The organism is Chroococcidiopsis sp. [FACHB-1243], assembly GCF_014696895.1.
Lineage (GTDB): Bacteria > Cyanobacteriota > Cyanobacteriia > Cyanobacteriales > Chroococcidiopsidaceae > Chroococcidiopsis.
In genome coordinates this window covers 74,335-92,251 of sequence record NZ_JACJQX010000006.1, presented here as the reverse complement: position 1 = coordinate 92,251, position 17,917 = coordinate 74,335, and the positions used below count along the sequence as shown (strand labels likewise).

The window sequence follows — 17,917 nt, the reverse complement described above, 5'->3', positions numbered from 1 at the left end:
AAAGGGGTGAACAAAAGAAAGATGCCGCGTTACTTCCGAAAAAGCCGCATAGCATGATAGCAAACTTTTTCGCGCAGACGATAAACATCTTTAGTCGTTAAATTTAACTGAGAAGCGATCGCTTGCTGCGATTGTCCTTGGAGGTATAAATTTAACCACTCTACGGCTAAACGTCCTAACTTTTGCTCTAAGTATTTCGATAGCTGCTGTTTAACTTCATCTCGCTGCTGCTGTTGTTCGACTGCTTCTTGTTGCTCGCGATCTTGCTCGATTGCTTGGGCATCTAACAAGCTGAAGCTGCGATCGCTGTCTTCTGTGGGAATTTGGGCAAAGACAATCCGAATCTCTCCATTTTTTGGAACTTGGGTGACTCCTCCTGGCGAGAGGCGGCGCATGTAATTGATCAAGCGATAGACGATCAGCGGTTGATTGCGAACTGGTCGCAAGCAGTACTCTTCAATCGTCGTAAATAGTAAGGCATGTCGTAGGCAAATATTGTCCGTACATTTAGCGATCGCTGTCATTTGTTGTTGTAAGTAGCAATCGCGTTGCAGTAAATCTTGCAAAAATTCTTGTAATACTTCCGTCACCTGACGGCGGCGATCGCGGCTAAGATCTACCATCATCCGAATCTTATTTTGCAGCACGGCTAGACTACCCAAGCGTGTCACGAGACGACGATAGCCTTGTTCTGGCGCTTGTCCCAAATAACGATTCTGCAAAATCCGATAGCGGTATGCCATCCCTTGCTGGATCAGTCGGATTTGTTCTGCGTCAAGCTGGTCGAATTGCTCAAAATGGTTTCCTATTAGCCAGTAAACAATACTATCTCTAGTAGCTACACGGCGATCGGGATAGTCGAATGCCAATTGCCAGTGCCAAGCTTGCAATATATTTTCAAATGTAGCGTTTTGGCTAGCTGTAAATTTTGATTCTAAAGGTAATGTGACAACCTGCATTTGCGACTCCTTACTTTACTCAATACTGCTGGGTCAATCGTGCTTAGTTGGACGAATAGCGCGATCGCAGCAGTTGTATTCTGGTTTTTACCCCTATCGGGAGCGCAACACTTGCAGTCTTGTCGTTCCTAGCAATCCTCCCAAGGGTGGTCTGTTAACAGTGACCAGTGACCGTTTATCATTGCTTGAAACTTTTGGTAACTGCTTCAAGGTTGATGTGACCATGAATACAGATTAAAATACGGCTTCGATTTTGCCAGCATGAAAAAGTCAGAAATAGACAGCACTTCGCCAAACGACGCTAAATCGCTCCCTAGTTGACTAGTGAGGAAAGGTCTGAAAAAGTCATAATCAGTAGAGACGTTACATGTAACGTCTCTACGTAGCTCTCATTCATCCACTTGACCGAGGCGGCGCAGGTCGATAATGTCGCTCATTTTGCGGATTTGGTTGAAGATATGTTCGAGTTGATGGCGATCGCGAATATCTAAGCCTAATTCAATGATTGCTGGCTGACCGTTGGCTGTTTTGACGGAAGCGTGGCGGACGTTGATGCTTTGGTCGCTCAGGCGCGATAGTATGTCTTTTAATACACCGACGCGATCGATCGCTTCAATTTGGACGTTTACTTGGTAAGTCTGCGGACGGGGATTGCGATCGCCGTTAGCGTTCCAACTGACGGGAACGAGGCGATCGTAAGGGATATTATCGACGTTCTGACAACCTTGACGGTGGATCGAGATCCCGCGTTGAGAACGGGTGGTTACGACACCAATAATGGATTCTCCTGGAATGGGGCTGCAACACTTTGCCAGGTGATAAAGCAATCCTTCTACACCTGCGATCGGCGATTCGCTAGCGCGAGATTTGGGTGCAACTGCTGCTTCGCGGCTTGATTTTGCACTTGCAGGTGTTAAACTAAGCGGAATTTCTGGTTCGGCAGGAATGAGTTGCTGCCCTTTCACAATTTCGCGCCAGCGGTTGAGGACGAGATTTAGCGTCACTTCGCCGTAACCCAAGGCAGCGAGTAAGTCTTCGACGCTGTGATAGTTGCAGCGTTCGGCTACAGCTTGCATCGGTTCTGACTTGAGCAAGGCTTCAAAACCTGTTTTCCCTAATTCTTTTTCTAACAATTCTCGTCCACGGGCGACGTTTTCTTCCCGCCGCGATCGCTTGTACCATTGGCGAATTCGGTTTTTCGCTGCGGAAGTTCTGACAAAATTCAGCCAATCTAAGCTGGGATGGCTGTTTTTCTGGGTTAAAATGTCTACAATATCGCCATTTTTTAAGGCTGTATCCAGCGTTACCATTCTGCCGTTAACTTTCGCCCCCGCACAGTGATTTCCCACCTCTGTGTGAATCCGGTAAGCGAAATCTATTGCTGTCGAGCCAGGGGTGAGAGGCACAACATCACCCTTGGGAGTGAAGACATAAACTTCGTCTTCAAATAAATTATCTTTGATACTCTCTAAGTACTCTTGAGCATCTTTGAGGTCGTTCTGCCACTCCAAGAGTTGGCGCAACCAGGTGAATTTCTCATCTACAGGTGTCAGCTTGGTATGGCTAGAACCTCCCGTTTCCTTATACTTCCAGTGCGCGGCAATCCCATACTCGGCAATGTGGTGCATATCAATCGTGCGGATTTGCACTTCGAGAGGACGACCTGTAAATCCGACTACTGTAGTGTGTAGAGACTGGTAGCGATTGGGTTTGGGTAAGCCGATATAGTCTTTAAACCGACCGGGAATCGGTCTAAAAGCGTCGTGTACCACGGCTAAAGCGCGGTAGCATTCTTCGTTAGTTTTGACGATGATCCGAATGGCAGCTAGATCGTAGATTTCGTGGAATTCTTTTTGCTGCCGCTGCATTTTTTGGTAGATCCCATATAGATGCTTGGGACGACCGCTAATATCGATACATTGAATGTGTGACTGCGACATTCCCTGCTGCAAAACTGCAATCACCCGGGTCAGCCTTGCTTCTCGGTCTGTGCGCTTCTCCGCTACTAAGTCTTGAATTTGACGATATGCGTCTGGTTCGAGGTATTTAAAGGTTAAATCTTCTAATTCCCATTTAAATGTTCCGATACCTAGCCGATTTGCCAGTGGAGCAAAAATTTCTCTTGTTTCTAAAGCGATGCGACGGCGTTTTTCATCGGGTAAGTGTTCCAAAGTTCGCATATTGTGCAGACGATCTGCAAGTTTCACGACAATGACGCGAATATCTTGCGCCATCGCCAAAAACATGCGTCGAAAATTCTCGGCTTGCCGTTCCGTTTTACTCGAAAAAGTTTCGGAAAACTTAGATAGTTTTGTAACACCTTCTACTAAATGCTTGACTTCTGCGCCAAATTGTTGCTCTATGTCCTCTAGGGTTACATCCGTATCTTCTACTACGTCGTGAAGAAATCCGGCTGAAATCATCGCGCTACCACCTCCCAGATCTCTGAGCAAACCCGCTACAGCTACGGGGTGACAAATGTAAGGTTCTCCTGACTTGCGGTATTGCCCTTGATGCAGTTGGTAAGCAAAGTTAAAAGCACGACAAATTAGCTGATTATCTGTCGCAGTAGTTTGTGTTTCTAATTCCGAATTCTCTACAAGGCAGGTTTGCAACCAGTCAGGTATAGTACATTCGTAGGAATTACAAACAGTGGTGGCAGTAGCAGTCAGGGTGTTCATGGGGGCGGCTTCAAACACTCTTTAATTTTGGGGGATGAGTAAGCGTAGCATAAACTACAATCTTGTGGCTGAAATTATTGCCGAAGTGTATATATGGCAATAGATCTATTAAATCGTGGGATTGAGAAAATATTTTGCCAAATCGCACGTAATAAAACAAATTTCAAAGCGGTTGAATTTCAAGCTGGTTCAATCTCGAACTGGTTTAATCTCAAATTTATTCGCTCAGGTAGATTAATGGACTTTATGCTTTGAAACATAATTCTTTACACTAATAATATCTTATTAATCCGCTCCATGTTGCCAGATCTTTATTATCAGTGCTATCAAAAGCTGAGGGAACTGCTAAAGGGAATACAACAAGCAGCGATCGCACCAGAGGTGAAACCTCCCAGACTGCGCCAGGATGTATTAGCAGCACAACAATACTTTCAGCAACAGATTGCCAGTTTAGATAGTCAAGATATCGATCCAGCGGTAGAGTCGAGAGTGCGATCGCTGCAAACGGAAATTAGCAAACAATTCAACTTACTCAGTATGGATGTGACATTTTTGCAAGCCGCCAGACAACCTCAGACCTTACAAACCCGTCAGCAGCAGATTACCCAACGCCTTCAGATGCTACTGAGTTATTGCGAGGCGATTTTGGGAGTATAGATGCAAATTGGCAAATTTAAGCTCTAGGTGCGTACGCGATCGCAAATACACCAAGGAATGCGATCGCCGCCCCAACTAAATCGAATTTATTTAGGATGGGGTAGGGTAGTTTAGGGCAGCAGCAAAAACGTGAGTGGCTATAAGTTTACCTGGTTCGATCGGTTCTGCCTTTGGTATCCTCCAGGCTGGCTGATCCTATTTAACCGTCACTGGCAACACTATCACGCCGATCCTGATGGTTGGAATTGGTTGGAATATGGATTATTTCTACTTCCAGGTGGATTTTACATTGCCTTGTTACTACGGTGGTTGCGCTTAGGTTGTCGATTTCCACGTCAACAAGCGGTGCAATTCGAGCGCAACTATCAACAAGCTTTTCGCGATGAAGTCTTAGCGCCAATTGCCAAATATTACTACCGTGGCGAACTGAGACAAATCGAAAACTTGCCAGAAAAAACAGAATCGGCGATCGTGGCGATGAACCATGCTGGAATGTCTTTTCCTTGGGATTTTATCGTCCTAGCTTATCTACTAGATACGGCACGGGAATGGAACGTCAAACCTTTAGCTGGAGTTTCCTTATTCGATCATCCTTGGATGATTTGGTGGCTACCCCCTGGATGGTCGCAAGTTTTAGGCGGCGTGAGAGCAGAAAAAGAGGAATTTGAGACAGCGATCGCCCAAAAAACTGTATTATTGTACGCACCCGAAGGACTGCGGGGACCTAGTAAAGGCTGGCAGCAAAGGTATCAATTGGCAAGTTTCGATCCGAGTTTTATTCGTTTGAGCGATCGCCACCAAATCCCAATTCTGCCAGTTGTTTGTCTTGGCAATGAATTTTTACATCCATTTGCCATTAATTTGAATTTGCAGCACATTGGTAAGATATTTGGCTTACCTTTCTTACCTCTATCACCTTTAATGCCTTTATTCGCATTATTTCCCTCTATGGGAGTATGGGCAATGCGATCGCGTTTGCGTTACTTTATCCAACCTGTATATCAAGTAGATCTCAAAGATCGTACCTCTCGTCGCGAGAGAGTTGCCGTATATCAAGAAGCTCAAGCATTCAGAGATAAGTTGCAAAATGCGATTAATTGTATATTAAGCAGCAGTGATGACAAGTGAAGATTCGAGCTTTTCTACCTTTTGCCTGTTTATACTAAGTTAACTGACGGGAGAAGAGTAACTGTGTGAAACATCCCAAAACCAAAGCTCGTGATTTTACCTGGCAAACCACGTTTTCGGTACTGATGTATCTATTCATGTACCTGCCAATATTCGTTCTTGCTTTCTATAGCTTCAATACTTCTCCCTACAGTGCTGGCTGGCAAGGGTTCACGCTCAAATGGTATCAACAGTTGTTTCAAGATAGTCGCATTCTGACAGCACTTCAAAATAGTCTGATTGTGGCTTTATGCGCTGTCGTTATTTCGGCTGTTTTGGGAACTCTGATGGCAGTAGGTTTAGGACGATATCGATTTCCTGGGAAGACGATCTATCGCGGTATTTCATACTTACCAATGATTGTTCCCGATATCGCGATCGCCGTAGCTACCCTCGTCTTTCTGGCTACGTTTGCCATTCCGTTAAGCTTGTGGACGATTGTAGCCGCTCATATAGTCTTTTGCCTTGCCTACGTGGGAATTGTGGTGACAGCGCGACTGGCAAAGTTAGACCCCCATCTAGAAGAAGCCGCGCTCGACCTCGGTGCTACACCATTGCAAGCTTTTGTCAAGGTTTTGTTACCGCAGTTAATGCCTGGAATTGTTGCCGGTTGTTTGCTGGCTTTTGTTCTGAGTCTAGATGATTTTCTCATCTCCAGTTTTACAACTGGAAGCGGCATCAATACTTTACCAATGGAAATTTTTAGTCGCATTCGCACGGGAGTCAAACCCGATATTAATGCCTTGAGCGTCATCCTAATTATTGTTTCTGGATGCGTTGCTTTCTTGGCAGAATATATTCGCGATCGCGGTGAGAAAGAGAATTCGTAAGAAAGTCAAAAGTCAAAAGTCAAAATTTAGGTACAAGCTCTAGAGGAGTGATTTTTATTCAAGGTTTTCAGAGTTTCTACTCATTTCTATAATCGCAGATATTTGCGATACAGCGACGATGGGAGCGGTAACTGCGCGTAAGATCCGTTTACCCAAGGAGACGGGTTGAAATCCTGCCGCGATCGCCTTTTCGACTTCGTTTGTCGTCCAGCCGCCTTCTGCACCTGTAGCAATGACAAGAGATCCCCCCAACCCCCCTTGTAAAGGGGGGCTAGAGTTGCCTTGTAAAGGGGGGCTAGAATTTTCTTGTAAAGGGGGGTGAGAACTGTCTAATTCCCCTGGCAAAGCGGGGAGAGAATCCTGCAACCCCCCTTTTGAAGGGGGGCTAGGGGGGATCGATTGCAAACTTGTAAATAAATGAGGAGCATTCCCCCGCGCTACACAGATATACTTGCGATCGCCTGTCACCGACAACAATCCCGTACTAAACGGGACGGGATCTAAAATCGTCGGTACAATTTGTCTTTCCGATTGTTCCGCCGCCTCAATTGCAATTCGCCGCCAACGCTCTAGTTTTTGCGGGCTGGGATGGAGTAAAGTGCGATCGCTGGTTACTGGAGCAAAACAATTGACTCCTAACTCAGTACAAGCGCGTACCACTTCATCAAATCCATTTCCTTTAGGTAGCGCCACCATCAGAGTTATCTCTACAGGTAACTCAGTTTGCACCGGCATTTGTTCTAGAATTTGTGCTGTTGTCTCTGCTAATACCGCTAACCACCATTGACCTTTGCCATCCATTGCAATAAAGCGATCGCCCTGACGCAGCCGCAAGACTCGCATGAGATAATGCTGTTGCTGCGAGGTGAGGGTAATTTGCTGCTGTTGCAGTTGTGTGGGAGCAATGACGATTCGTTGCAGTTGAGACATGAATTAGCTTTACAGTTTGACAGAATACTCGATCCCATCATCCATTGGCAGCGCCACCGAGATAAAGCCATTGGCAGGGTTACGCACGTACTCTAAATATGGTGCCATTTGCTCTGGAGCAATGTCCAAATCGTCCGCTAGAATGACCGCACCCGATCGCAGGTTGTTCGATACTAGCTGTAAAACATCTAAATAAAGGTTATTCCAACCATCTAAAAAGAGTAAATCGATCGTGCCACCAGGATCGCGTAATGTTTCCAACGCATCGCCAGCTCGAATTTCTACAAACGGTAATAGTCCTGCTGCGGCAATGTTTTCAGTTGCTTGCATCACTTTACTGCTTTCCATTTCCGAACCGATAACTAACCCGCCATTGCGATCGCGCATAGCTGCTGCTAAATAAATTGTGGAAACACCATAAGATGTCCCGAATTCTACAATCCGTTGAGCGGAAATAGACCGAGCAACTCCATAGAGAAATCTACCAACATCAGGTGCAATGGGCAACAGTGCCTCGCGAAATGTGGCTGTATTCTGCGCGGGACTAGCAGATTTCCAATCGTAACCGCTACTGAGAACTTGTCGAATAATTGAATTATCGTTACGATCGGCTAGATCGTGCAATCGTTCTAGGACTGCCCGTACCTCTGGAAGCTGTAATGTAGAGCCAGCAAGAATTGATGTCATATATTCTCCTACAGACCAATGAATTACGCATCAGAACCTTATTGGTTGTTCCTCAGATTGGTAGAAAGAAGGCTAAACATTAGCTAGCTAACTTTCTTTGCCTTCTAGGAGTCACTAAACGCAGTACCATAACCCCGATTAACAAGACAACGAATGGTGAATAAATCAGTGGTAAATTGGCAATTTTGAAGCTGAATTCAACTGTAAAAGCTAGCCAGAAGAAGTGCATCCCTGTAGTATGTAAAACTTTCCATCTTCTCTGTCCCAATAAAGCAGCTGGGCGATCGAAAGATGTTATCGTCATGGCAATCAGAAAGACATAGCCTAGTATGGCGAGCGCTGTGAAAGACTCGAACTTAGGCGCAGCTCCAGCAGTGACATACCATAAACCAAAAATTGCGATCGCGTGATATGTATGGGACACTGCCATTGATACCCCGAAATAACGGCGATTTTTCAGCAGCCAGACTGAAAGAGGGGTAGAGCGCATTCGATGCAGTGCCGAAGCGACAAAAGCGCAGAGAAACAGAAGGCAAGAAGTACGAGCAGTGGCTCTAATTGCCATCCGCATCCCTTGTTCGTCTAATCCATTGACCAGCCAGATGGTAGCAACCATCGTACCAACTACCAGCGCCGACCAACCGACAATACCCCATTTTTGTAATGGGAGTTTAGTATCTGTCATAGTTTACGACTCCAACTGAGGATACCAATTGGTAGTTAATTTAGCGATCGCCTTTAGGTGCTGTCTTGTCTTTTGTTCCGAAAAATGTTCTATTCTTCCAAAAACTTTCCCCGTAATACTAATTCTTTCTGAATACGCTGCTAGAAGATCCACCCAACCCCCTTAAAAAGGGGGACTACGACGCTCAGTTGATTGCAAAGATAAACAAGGCGATGACAATCCGGGCAGGGCTTTTCACTCTCTTAAAAAGGGGGGCTACGACGCTCAGTTGATTGCAAAGATAAACAGAATTGTTATAAAGAGCTTTTTAACTTTTAACTTTTAACTTTTGACTTTTGACTTATCTCTGCTTGTCTCGATAAATTTTTGGCGTAGTCTTGACGTGTTGGCGAAATATTCTCGTGAAGTGACTTTGATTTTGGAAACCTACTTGCTGAGAGATTTCTACGATTGTGAGTTCCTGCTTGGCGAGTAAATGCTTTGCTGCCTCAATCCGGCATTTCGTAATGTATTGATGCGGCGATTGTCCGGTAGATTGTTTAAATAAAGTCGCAAAATAATGGGGACTCATGTTGACGACATTACTGAGTTCTATCAAAGTAATGTTTCGATCCAAATTTTCGTGAATGTAGGCGATCGCCCGGTCTTGCTTATACTTGGGTAATCCACCTCGGTAATCTCTAACGATCTGCTGGCGAGAAGTATAGCGCCGTAACAAGTGAGCCGAAAGCGCCGTCACCATCGACTCTGCATATAACCGACTCTCCGCACCTCCTACCGCTAACTCAGCTTTCAACGCTAACCCTATCTGCTGAATCAACGGGTCGCGTAATTGCAACTGGGGTATGAGTTCGATACAATTTCCCTCGATAGATTCATCAATAGTACGGTATAGGGTGGCGGGAGCGAGAAACAGATCTAAAATGGGGACTTCGCGATCCACTTGCGTTCTGGGAAACATTTGACTGGCTGGAAAAATGCCAATATCGCCTTGAGCGTAATCTATATGTCGCCAGCTGCCATTAAAATCGAAGCTGGCTCGAAAATTGTCTAGAGCAATAATTACGAGATGCTGACTCATGTAACTCGCAGGCATTTCATCAGCGGGTTCTAACTCATAGATGAAATGAAAGCCATCCCATCCCGCCTCTAAAAGATGTAAATGCTCGGGATGTTCGTCATGAGACATAAGTTAGTATTGGCTCTACTGGTGTCTGCTATTAATGTACCAGGGGGATGTCGTTCTAAGTGGCGTGGCTCGTCTCGTACCTACCAGGAAAGCCTAGGTTTTTCATAAAGATAGCAAGTCAGCAATTAAAGGGAAAGGGGAAAGGAGAAACAATCGTTCCCGTTTCCCAGGCAATCCCCTAAAGTGACTATCGTTGGTATAAAGGAACGCAACTGGACACAAGGTATCCTTTCCGTTGCGATCGCTCCAAGCGCATTTTTACTGAGGAATTTGTTTTATTTGTGAAGTCATGCCTAATGTCTCAGTAGTTTTACGTTAAGTTGGTCATTGGTCACTGGTAACAGGTCACTGCTCCCTGCTGCTTGATAACTGACAGCTTTGTGTCAAAAGCTACTTAATTTCTATATAAACCCAACATAGGGAGGAGTGTGAATTCAAGCTGTTTTTTGTAGAATTTTCTACAAGTCATCAAACAGACAAATACTCGTACTTACGTTCTCAGTTTTTTGCTTTTTGGAGTTTTTGTGTTGCAATTCATCTATTTTGTCATTCAAGCTATCCAACCAATTTTAGTTCCCGTTTGCTTTGTTAGTGCTTGGGCAATTGTAGCTCTAATCGCTTGGAGTCTCTATAGCGCTGTGCGAGACAGTGTAGCTACCAGTCAAAAATTGCATCAAATTCCCTGTACAAATTGTCAATTTTTTACAGGAGATTATCGCCTGAAATGTACGGTACAACCTACGATTGCTAATACCGAGGCAGCAATTACTTGCATGGATTACCAAGCGAAAACCAATCCCTTGCTGTACTAAATTAGCTCAATCTCGATCCATTTCTAACAAGACCTTCATCACACCGCGTGTTTGAGCGCGTTCAAAGGCAGCTAGTCCTTGGCTCAGCGGATAACGAGCGTGAATTAGCGGTTGAACGTCTACTTTTTGAGTGGCGAGTAAATTTAGGGCGGCGGGGAAAGGTCCGCAACGGGAACCGATGAGGGTAATTTCGTCTACAACCAAAGCGGAAGCGTCAAAGCTCAAGTTACCTGCATAGGTACTTTTGAGTACTAGCGTACCGCGAGGACGCAACGCACGACGGGCGATCGCAAATCCTTCGGGATTGCCCGTACACTCGACGGAAAGATCGAAAGATCTGTCGGTTACGGTTTCAGCTAAGCCTGTTTTAATCCCTCTTGCTTCTAAGTTAGCCAGTTTTTCCTGATGTCTGCCTACAGCTAATAAATCGCAACCAGTTAAAGCTAAGGTTTGGGCAACTAGCTGCCCTAATTTACCATCTCCTACTACTAACACGCGATCTGTTGTATGGATTTGCACCTGCTGCTGAATTTCTAGTGCTGCAGCGATAGGTTCGGTGAATGTAGCAGCTTCCGTAGAAACAGTGTCTGGGACGGGGTGTAGGTTTGTAGCTGGTAAAGTTAGATAGTCGGCAAAGGCTCCATCACGGTTGACGATTCCCAGCACGGTGCGGTTTTCGCAGTGGGTTGGCTGTCCGTTGCGACAGAACCGACATTGACCGCAGGTAGCATTGATTTCTCCTACTACCCTTTGGTTAACTAGATGAGTGGGTCCTTGTTCGACTACGCCAACAAATTCATGACCTAGAATACCCGTGTAAGGATAGTACCCCCGGATCAGTTCTAAGTCGGTATTACAAATACCTGCCCGTAGAACGCGCACTAAAGCTTCTCCTGGAGAAGGTTCGGGGGTGGGGATATTTGTACGCAGCTGTAATTGGTTGTTTTCGAGCCAGAGTCCTTTCATTTTAATAGCTGGTTGGTAAAAGCTGAGATTTATTTTAATGTCGCGTATAGACGCGCAGCGGCTTCTCGTAGAGTAGACGCTAAGACGCTAAGAAAGACCGCAAAAGGTTGTTTGCATGTTTTATAAATAGCTCAAAGAAGAAGATGAAGCAGTTAATCAAAAAATGGAAATGGCGAAGTTCGATTTATTTATTAATTTGCGTGTTAAGTATTTTTTTGATTTGCAATTGGTCTGTAAATGCTCAAAAAACAGTCAACAATTGTCTTCCAAAAATTATTATACCAGAGATCTCGAATGTAAATATCTCTAGTCAGAATCGAAATTGTAGTAGAGAGAACATGACTATTACTCGGTCGAGGGCTTTACAAGAATTAGCAAAAGCAGATGCGATCTATTTGGGAGAAACTCACGATCGCGACCGAGATCGCAAAATTCAGTTAAAAATAATTCAAGAGTTCCAAAAAAGAAATCCTCAAGTTGCAATTGCAATGGAGATGTTTCAAATACCATACCAAGATGCGATCGATAGCTATTTAGCTGGTAAGTTGACTGAAAAAGAGTTGATAGAACAAACTGAATACGAACAAAGATGGGGATATTCTTGGGAATCTTATGCGCCTATACTCAGATTCGCGAAAGAGAAACAATTGTCAGTTTTAGCTGCGAACGTTCCTTCTGAGATTACTCGTCAAGTGGCAAAATCAGGTTTAGATAGTCTCACACCTCAGCAGCGAAAAATTATTCCTCCTGCTTCAGAAATTCGGACTGATAATGCTGCTTACCGTCAGATGTTAGCCAAAACTTTTGCACAGCATCAACATTCCAGTCGAGGTAATAGTAGCGGGTTCGATCGCTTTTTTTTAGCTCAGGTTTTATGGGATGAGACTATGGCAGCAGAAGTTGCTAAGTTTGTGAAAGCTAATCCTAAGCATCAAGTTGTCGTAATTGCTGGGCAAGGACATATTATTTATGGTTATGGTATTCCTAGCCGCGTTGCTAGAAGAATGCATCAGCAATTTTCACAAGTTTCCGTGTTGTTAAGTCCTCCTAAAAATACTGCTACTAATTCTAATCAACCGATAGCAGATTATATTTGGCAGTAGTTTTTATTTGGATCGGTAAAATTCAAATTTAAGATGAGCAATACACGTCCTACCATCCTAGCTAGCCTCCCTTTTTAAGGGAATTTGGGAAATTGTCTTATCTGCATTAAACTAAGTAATAAAGTGCTAATTTAGTTTTTATGATTAGCGTAACTTAATACTTTATCTCTTAGCCAAAAAGGTATTTGTAACTTCAAGACTAAGGCTGTCGAGGCGATCGCTAGTATGCCAAACAAAATATTTGCGATTTCAAGACTCCTGCCGCTACTTGTTGCTAATATTATTTCTACGATAAGAGTCGGCAACAATATACCAACATAAAATAATGTATAACGAATAAATCGTTTCTTCGCTAAAGTAATGACAACTGCTAATAGCGCTCCTAAAGGAATAAAGGTCAAGCCGTAGTAAAGAATTCGATCTTCTTTTGGTAATATTTCTAGAAGGTTAATCTCGGAGTGTTTTTGTAAGTTATCTACATAGACATGCAACCCTGAACTAGCATATGTTATTACTAGCTTGTGAAGCTGTTTATCTGTAAAAACATTATGAACGTTTGTGTCTAAATACTGAGCATTAACGCCATTAATGGGTGTTCGCAGTCGCAGGTTTAAATTATTGCCTTGTTGTCCTAAAGTAAAATTGCGCCTACCATTACTATCTGAAATAGAAATAATTCGAGCTGGTCCTTTTTGTTGAGACTTAGCAGTTGCAATTGTTGTTATTATTGTAAACTTAGAGGTTTCTTGTAATCTTTGATTGAGTCGATTCACAGGAGTATCTGTTTGTAGCCAATGGCGATCGCTTAGAAAGACTCCTCGATCGTCTGTGATTTCTGGTAGTTGCCCTCGCCAGCTCAAATCGGGCAAGTTTTCGGTGCGATCGCTGTAATTTTGTCGATCTAACTGATAGTTTCCTATCAAAGGCGTATCTACATTATTCCACCAGTTTTGGCTAGCAAACACGCGCTCTATTTCTGCTGAAGAAAACGCTTTATCCGCAAACGCAACTTCTGAAATAAATCCTTCCCAAGGACGTTCGCCTGTACGTTCGTTGCCTAATATGAGAGGATAATTTAAATTCCAAGTACTTAAATTATTGGCGGATTGCAACGGGACTGTAAACAGGATAGATGTAGCTAAATAACCTAAAAAAGCAATTGCTACTATAGGAAAACTAAACCGATTTTTGTTTTTTTCAACTAAAATTACAATATAGCTAACAAATTTAAATTTCCAGATATAAAAACATAAAAACCCGATAAATCCACCTAAGCTATTAGTGAAGAGATCGGCAGGCGAGGTTTCTCTAGAAGGCAAGAAAATTTGGAGCGTTTCTACAACGAAAGATAGAATAAAACTAAGAAAGATAACTGAAACTAGTTTTAATAATAAACTGAACTTTCTTGCCTGCAAAAAACAGGTTAGACTAAAGCCAAATGGAATAAATAAAAATATATTCTTAATCTTATCGCCCAAATGACTAGAATGTTTGAAATTGCTAAAAAAATATCTGAGAGAGCCACCTTCATCCCTAGAGAAATTGAAAGGGAAAAGAGTGGCAATAACTACAAGAAGAATGCTAGCAATAATAATGTAGGGCGCACTTTTAACTAAGAATTGGCGCAGACTACGTATATTTGGGTTGCTGGCAGACGGATGAACGTGCATATGTTAAGTAATGTACGGCTTCTGGTACATCTTAGCGCTTCATCCGTAGTTTAACGGAGTGTTTTTTTAAAGATTTCAAGTTGTCTGTAGTGAATTAGTGCTGCTATTTTAAAGATTCTAAGAAGGGTTGAAATACAGAAATCAGTTCGCGACGACTGACGACAAGAGAGGGGAAAGAGATATTGCTGTAATCGTTCCCAGGTAATAAAGGAAAAATAGATGGCGATCGCAGCTCTACCAAAGTTCCTCCAGATGCATGTAAAATTACCCAAGCCCCCGCCAAATCCCAAATTTTCGGTGTCGCTTCTACCCCACCCAGCACAGCCCCCGCAGCAACGGTGAGAAAGTTGTAACTGGCAACCCCCAGCATCCTGATTTTGCAGGGAAAGCCAGATTGCATGACAGCAGTGCTGCGGGAACAGAGATTGAAAAAGTGATTTTTGCTAACCACATCGGTACTAGCATGGATCGGATGATGGTTGAGAAATGCCCCTGTAGGTGTTGCTAGCCCCGAATCTCCTGCCCAAAAGCCGTGAAAACTTTGTCCTAGCGGTGGTAAGTGGACGTAGCCAAAAACAGGCGTACCTCGGTACAGCAGTCCTAAAGAAATACCCCAGATGGGAAGTCCCCGCGTAAAGTTTGTGGTTCCATCAAGCGGATCGATAACCCAGCACCATTCAGCATCAGGAAAAATTGTCTCTCCTTCTTCGCTCAAAATACCATAGCCGTTGAAGTTGGAGGCGATCGCATCTTGAATTTCTCGATCTGCCCATTTATCTGCTTGGGTAACGAGGCTACCATCAGCTTTCTGAGAGGCTTGTACCTGCCCGAAATCCTGCATCAGTTGCGCCCCTACCCTCTGGGAGGTGGTAGCGGCAAAATCGAGAATTGTCGTCCAAAAGTCAGTCATGAATGAGGGTGTGGGGTGTAGGGTGTGGGGACAAGGGGGACAAGGGGGACAAGGGGGACAAGGAAGCAACTACCAATTACCCATTACCCATTACCAATTATCAATCCAATTCGTTTTCAAACACTGAGGCGATCGCTTTTTTGGCGTTGCTGCGAAATTCGACTATATCTACGCGACTGAGTAACCAAATTGCTAGCACCATTAACAACGCTTGAATGGTAAACACTAAACCGTAAGCTAGCACTGGGGCTGAAAATAGCTGTTTGCCTACGTCTAATATTGCCCCTCCACTAACTGTTGCCGTTGCCCGCGCTAACGCCTGCGCCAGCCCCCACGCGCCAATAAATGTCCCTGCTGTTTCTGCTGCCGTAAAGTCTAGCATTAAACTTAATGCACCCGTGGTAGTCACACCAGAAGCCAAGCCAAATAGAACTAATGCTCCCTGCAAAACTTGGCGATTAGCAGTAAAACCCGCTGCAATGACGAGTCCCACACTAAGGGCAACTAGGATACAACCGATTTGAGTCGTTTTTTGCTTGCCAATCCGTGGCACGATTAAAAAGCCCGTGCTACCAATTCCTAGTAACGTACCCGTACCCCAAAAAGCATTCAGCCTCGTAGTTTCCGCAACGCACATCCCGAAGACTTCTCCACCGTAGGGTTCCATCACTGCCTCTTGCATGAATAAGCTGAGTGTCATGGCGAGGAGAAAGGTGAAGAATAAACCCGTTTGACGGCTGGCAGTTAGGACTTTCAGCGCCCTAGATATGGTAATTTGGTCTTCTCTATCTGCTACGAGCGATCGCGAAGTGTAGCGAGAATACTTTTTTTCTACACCAAAGGTTGATAGTAGAGCTAACCCAGTGACAACTCCCGGCAAAATGAAAAATAAGCGGTTAATCGAGCTTTGTAGGGTAGCAAGTTGAGCGGGTTGACTGTAAAGCGATACTGTTCCTATAGCTGACTCTTGACAACTAGTTGTAGCTGGCAGAAGTTTGGAGCTGATAATTGCCCCAATCACAATTCCTACCATAAGCATCGACCAAACAACACCTACGAGTTTAGAGCGGTTGTCTTCATCGGAAACATCGACGAGCAAAGCAGCAAATGGGGTAGAACTAGAACTAAGTGCCAACCCGTACAAAGCAAAGATTCCTGCCAATAACGCTATCCAACCATAAGTAACGAAACTCCAGCCTTGGTTGTATATACTGCTGCCGAGTTGCCACATAACTTGGACTGCAAGAAAGGCAGCGATCGCAAATAATGCCGCACCAATCCAAATGTAACCCGTGCGGTGATTGCTCCACATCTTTTTGGCATCAGACATTTGCCCGAACCACAGGCGCGAGGGAGCCACAAACTGATGCATGGCGATCGTTCCTGCTGCTAGGGTAGCCGGAATTGCCAGTTCTTTAATTGCAATCCGGTTTAGGACTCCCAGGGTGAGAACGGACATCATCCCGAGTCCCATTTGAAATAAGCCTAACCGGAACATAGTCAAGATATTAATTTTAGGAGGTAACTGTTCTCGTTCGGACAAGCTACTTTTTGCCATATTTTTTATAAAAACAACTATTTATCGATACATTTCCTGCTTTCTTTAGGATAAACCTTAGCCAGAACTGCGATCGCGACTGCAACGCTACACTGAGAGAGTGTAAAGAAGTGTAAATAGGTGCGATAAAATTGGAAACTCTCAAATTAGGTCAGGATGGCGCTGCTGTTTGTCCCTTATGCATTGGAACGTGGGCGTGGGGTGACAAGCTATTTTGGAACTACGGCAGCGATGAGGAGGATGCCAAGCAGCTACAGGTAGCCTTTCAAGCCGCAATGGATGCAGGTACAACATTCTTTGACACGGCAGAAGTCTACGGGTTTGGGTTATCGGAAAAGTATTTGGGGCAATTCATCCAACAAAGCGATCGCCCCATTCAGATTGCGACGAAATTCGGTCCCGCGCCTTGGCGGTTTACAGCTCAATCCGTCTCTGATGCGCTGACAGAAAGCCTCAAGCGTCTGGGTTTAGAGCAAGTCAGCCTCTACCAAGTCCACTGGCCTTTCAGCTTTTTCATAAGTCAAGAAACACTAATGAATGCCCTTGCCGATGAAGTGCAACGGGGCAGAATCGAGGCAGTCGGAGTCAGCAACTATTCGGCAGAACAAATGCAGCAAGCATACAAAATTTTGGCAGCTCGTGGGGTCAAGCTTGCTAGCAATCAAGTCCGCTACTCGCTTTTAACGCGGCAAATTGAAACGAACGGCATTCTCGACACGGCACGACAGCTAGGCGTAACAATCTTGGCTTACAGCCCTTTAGCACAAGGCTTGTTAACTGGAAAATACACGGTTAGTAGTGCCGAGAAGCCCACAGGCGCACGCCGGATCGATCCTCGTTTTAGCAAAGAAGGTTTGCAAAAAATCGAACCAGTGATTTCGATCTTGAAAAAAATTGGCGATCGCCACGGACGCACCCCCGCTCAAGTCGCCCTCAATTGGTTAATTGCTCAAGGTAACCTAGTGGCGATCGCGGGTGCAAAAAATGCCAACCAAGTCCAGCAAAATGCTGGCGCTCTCGGCTGGCAAATGATGGACGAAGAAATAACTCAGTTAGAGCAAGTGACTCGTCCTTGGCTTTATTAGGGAGTCGGGAGTCGGGAAATTTTGGATA

The 17,917-nt window shown here is 44.5% G+C and carries 17 protein-coding genes; 7 read left to right on the top strand and 10 right to left on the bottom strand.

Annotated features, from left to right (window positions below; all coding sequences use genetic code 11):
* Positions 1 to 29: 29 nt before the first annotated feature.
* Entirely contained in the window at positions 30 to 959 is a 930-nt protein-coding gene (locus tag H6G17_RS06415) for a hypothetical protein (protein WP_192155295.1), read from the bottom strand.
* On the opposite strand from H6G17_RS06415, the gene H6G17_RS33925 reads away from it, so the two are divergent.
* Positions 960 to 1,091, top strand: coding sequence for a hypothetical protein (locus H6G17_RS33925; protein ID WP_255410000.1), 132 nt, complete (start codon positions 960 to 962; stop codon positions 1,089 to 1,091).
* 257 nt (positions 1,092 to 1,348) lie between these two features.
* Here H6G17_RS33925 and H6G17_RS06410 read toward each other — a convergent pair whose 3' ends face one another.
* Positions 1,349 to 3,640: a bifunctional (p)ppGpp synthetase/guanosine-3',5'-bis(diphosphate) 3'-pyrophosphohydrolase gene (locus tag H6G17_RS06410; protein WP_192155496.1), complete on the bottom strand. Its 2,292-nt coding sequence runs from the start codon at positions 3,638 to 3,640 to the stop codon at positions 1,349 to 1,351.
* A 297-nt stretch (positions 3,641 to 3,937) separates the two neighbouring features.
* On the opposite strand from H6G17_RS06410, the gene patD reads away from it, so the two are divergent.
* From patD to H6G17_RS06395, 3 genes are all read left to right on the top strand, one after another.
* A complete protein-coding gene (gene patD / locus H6G17_RS06405; protein ID WP_192155293.1) occupies positions 3,938 to 4,297 on the top strand; it encodes a heterocyst frequency control protein PatD in 360 nt (119 codons plus the stop codon).
* Positions 4,298 to 4,426: 129 nt separating this feature from the next.
* Complete coding sequence (locus H6G17_RS06400) at positions 4,427 to 5,425, top strand: 1-acyl-sn-glycerol-3-phosphate acyltransferase (RefSeq protein ID WP_192155291.1); 999 nt, start codon at positions 4,427 to 4,429, stop codon at positions 5,423 to 5,425.
* A 125-nt stretch (positions 5,426 to 5,550) separates the two neighbouring features.
* Complete coding sequence (locus tag H6G17_RS06395; RefSeq protein WP_199316565.1) at positions 5,551 to 6,294, top strand: ABC transporter permease; 744 nt, start codon at positions 5,551 to 5,553, stop codon at positions 6,292 to 6,294.
* 54 nt (positions 6,295 to 6,348) lie between these two features.
* Here the strand turns inward: H6G17_RS06395 and H6G17_RS06390 are convergent, their stop codons facing one another.
* From H6G17_RS06390 to H6G17_RS06375, 4 genes are all read right to left on the bottom strand, one after another.
* Positions 6,349 to 7,224, bottom strand: coding sequence for a 16S rRNA (uracil(1498)-N(3))-methyltransferase (locus H6G17_RS06390; RefSeq protein ID WP_192155287.1), 876 nt, complete (start codon positions 7,222 to 7,224; stop codon positions 6,349 to 6,351).
* Positions 7,225 to 7,233: 9 nt separating this feature from the next.
* Positions 7,234 to 7,911: a class I SAM-dependent methyltransferase gene (locus H6G17_RS06385; protein WP_192155285.1), complete on the bottom strand. Its 678-nt coding sequence runs from the start codon at positions 7,909 to 7,911 to the stop codon at positions 7,234 to 7,236.
* A gap of 79 nt (positions 7,912 to 7,990) precedes the next feature.
* Complete coding sequence (locus H6G17_RS06380; protein ID WP_192155283.1) at positions 7,991 to 8,596, bottom strand: hypothetical protein; 606 nt, start codon at positions 8,594 to 8,596, stop codon at positions 7,991 to 7,993.
* Positions 8,597 to 8,936: 340 nt separating this feature from the next.
* Positions 8,937 to 9,785, bottom strand: coding sequence for an AraC family transcriptional regulator (locus H6G17_RS06375; protein ID WP_192155281.1), 849 nt, complete (start codon positions 9,783 to 9,785; stop codon positions 8,937 to 8,939).
* A 524-nt stretch (positions 9,786 to 10,309) separates the two neighbouring features.
* Here H6G17_RS06375 and H6G17_RS06370 point away from each other — a divergent pair.
* The gene (locus H6G17_RS06370) at positions 10,310 to 10,597 is read left to right on the top strand and encodes a hypothetical protein (RefSeq protein ID WP_192155279.1); all 288 of its coding nucleotides are present in this window, start codon (positions 10,310 to 10,312) and stop codon (positions 10,595 to 10,597) included.
* 6 nt (positions 10,598 to 10,603) lie between these two features.
* Here the strand turns inward: H6G17_RS06370 and H6G17_RS06365 are convergent, their stop codons facing one another.
* On the bottom strand, positions 10,604 to 11,563 hold the full coding sequence (locus H6G17_RS06365; protein ID WP_192155277.1) for an alcohol dehydrogenase catalytic domain-containing protein: 960 nt from the start codon (positions 11,561 to 11,563) through the stop codon (positions 10,604 to 10,606).
* Between the two features lie 143 nt (positions 11,564 to 11,706).
* On the opposite strand from H6G17_RS06365, the gene H6G17_RS06360 reads away from it, so the two are divergent.
* Positions 11,707 to 12,666: a ChaN family lipoprotein gene (locus tag H6G17_RS06360; protein ID WP_192155275.1), complete on the top strand. Its 960-nt coding sequence runs from the start codon at positions 11,707 to 11,709 to the stop codon at positions 12,664 to 12,666.
* Between the two features lie 131 nt (positions 12,667 to 12,797).
* Here H6G17_RS06360 and H6G17_RS06355 read toward each other — a convergent pair whose 3' ends face one another.
* The 3 genes from H6G17_RS06355 to H6G17_RS06345 all read right to left on the bottom strand — a co-directional run bounded on the left by H6G17_RS06355 (position 12,798) and on the right by H6G17_RS06345 (position 16,804).
* On the bottom strand, positions 12,798 to 14,336 hold the full coding sequence (locus tag H6G17_RS06355; protein WP_192155273.1) for a VanZ family protein: 1,539 nt from the start codon (positions 14,334 to 14,336) through the stop codon (positions 12,798 to 12,800).
* Positions 14,337 to 14,439: 103 nt separating this feature from the next.
* The gene (locus tag H6G17_RS06350) at positions 14,440 to 15,246 is read right to left on the bottom strand and encodes an inositol monophosphatase family protein (protein WP_192155271.1); all 807 of its coding nucleotides are present in this window, start codon (positions 15,244 to 15,246) and stop codon (positions 14,440 to 14,442) included.
* A 100-nt stretch (positions 15,247 to 15,346) separates the two neighbouring features.
* Entirely contained in the window at positions 15,347 to 16,804 is a 1,458-nt protein-coding gene (locus tag H6G17_RS06345; RefSeq protein ID WP_192155269.1) for a BCD family MFS transporter, read from the bottom strand.
* A gap of 131 nt (positions 16,805 to 16,935) precedes the next feature.
* Between H6G17_RS06345 and H6G17_RS06340 the strand changes: the two genes are divergently transcribed.
* Positions 16,936 to 17,889: an aldo/keto reductase gene (locus H6G17_RS06340; protein ID WP_192155267.1), complete on the top strand. Its 954-nt coding sequence runs from the start codon at positions 16,936 to 16,938 to the stop codon at positions 17,887 to 17,889.
* The last annotated feature ends 28 nt before the right edge of the window (positions 17,890 to 17,917 follow it).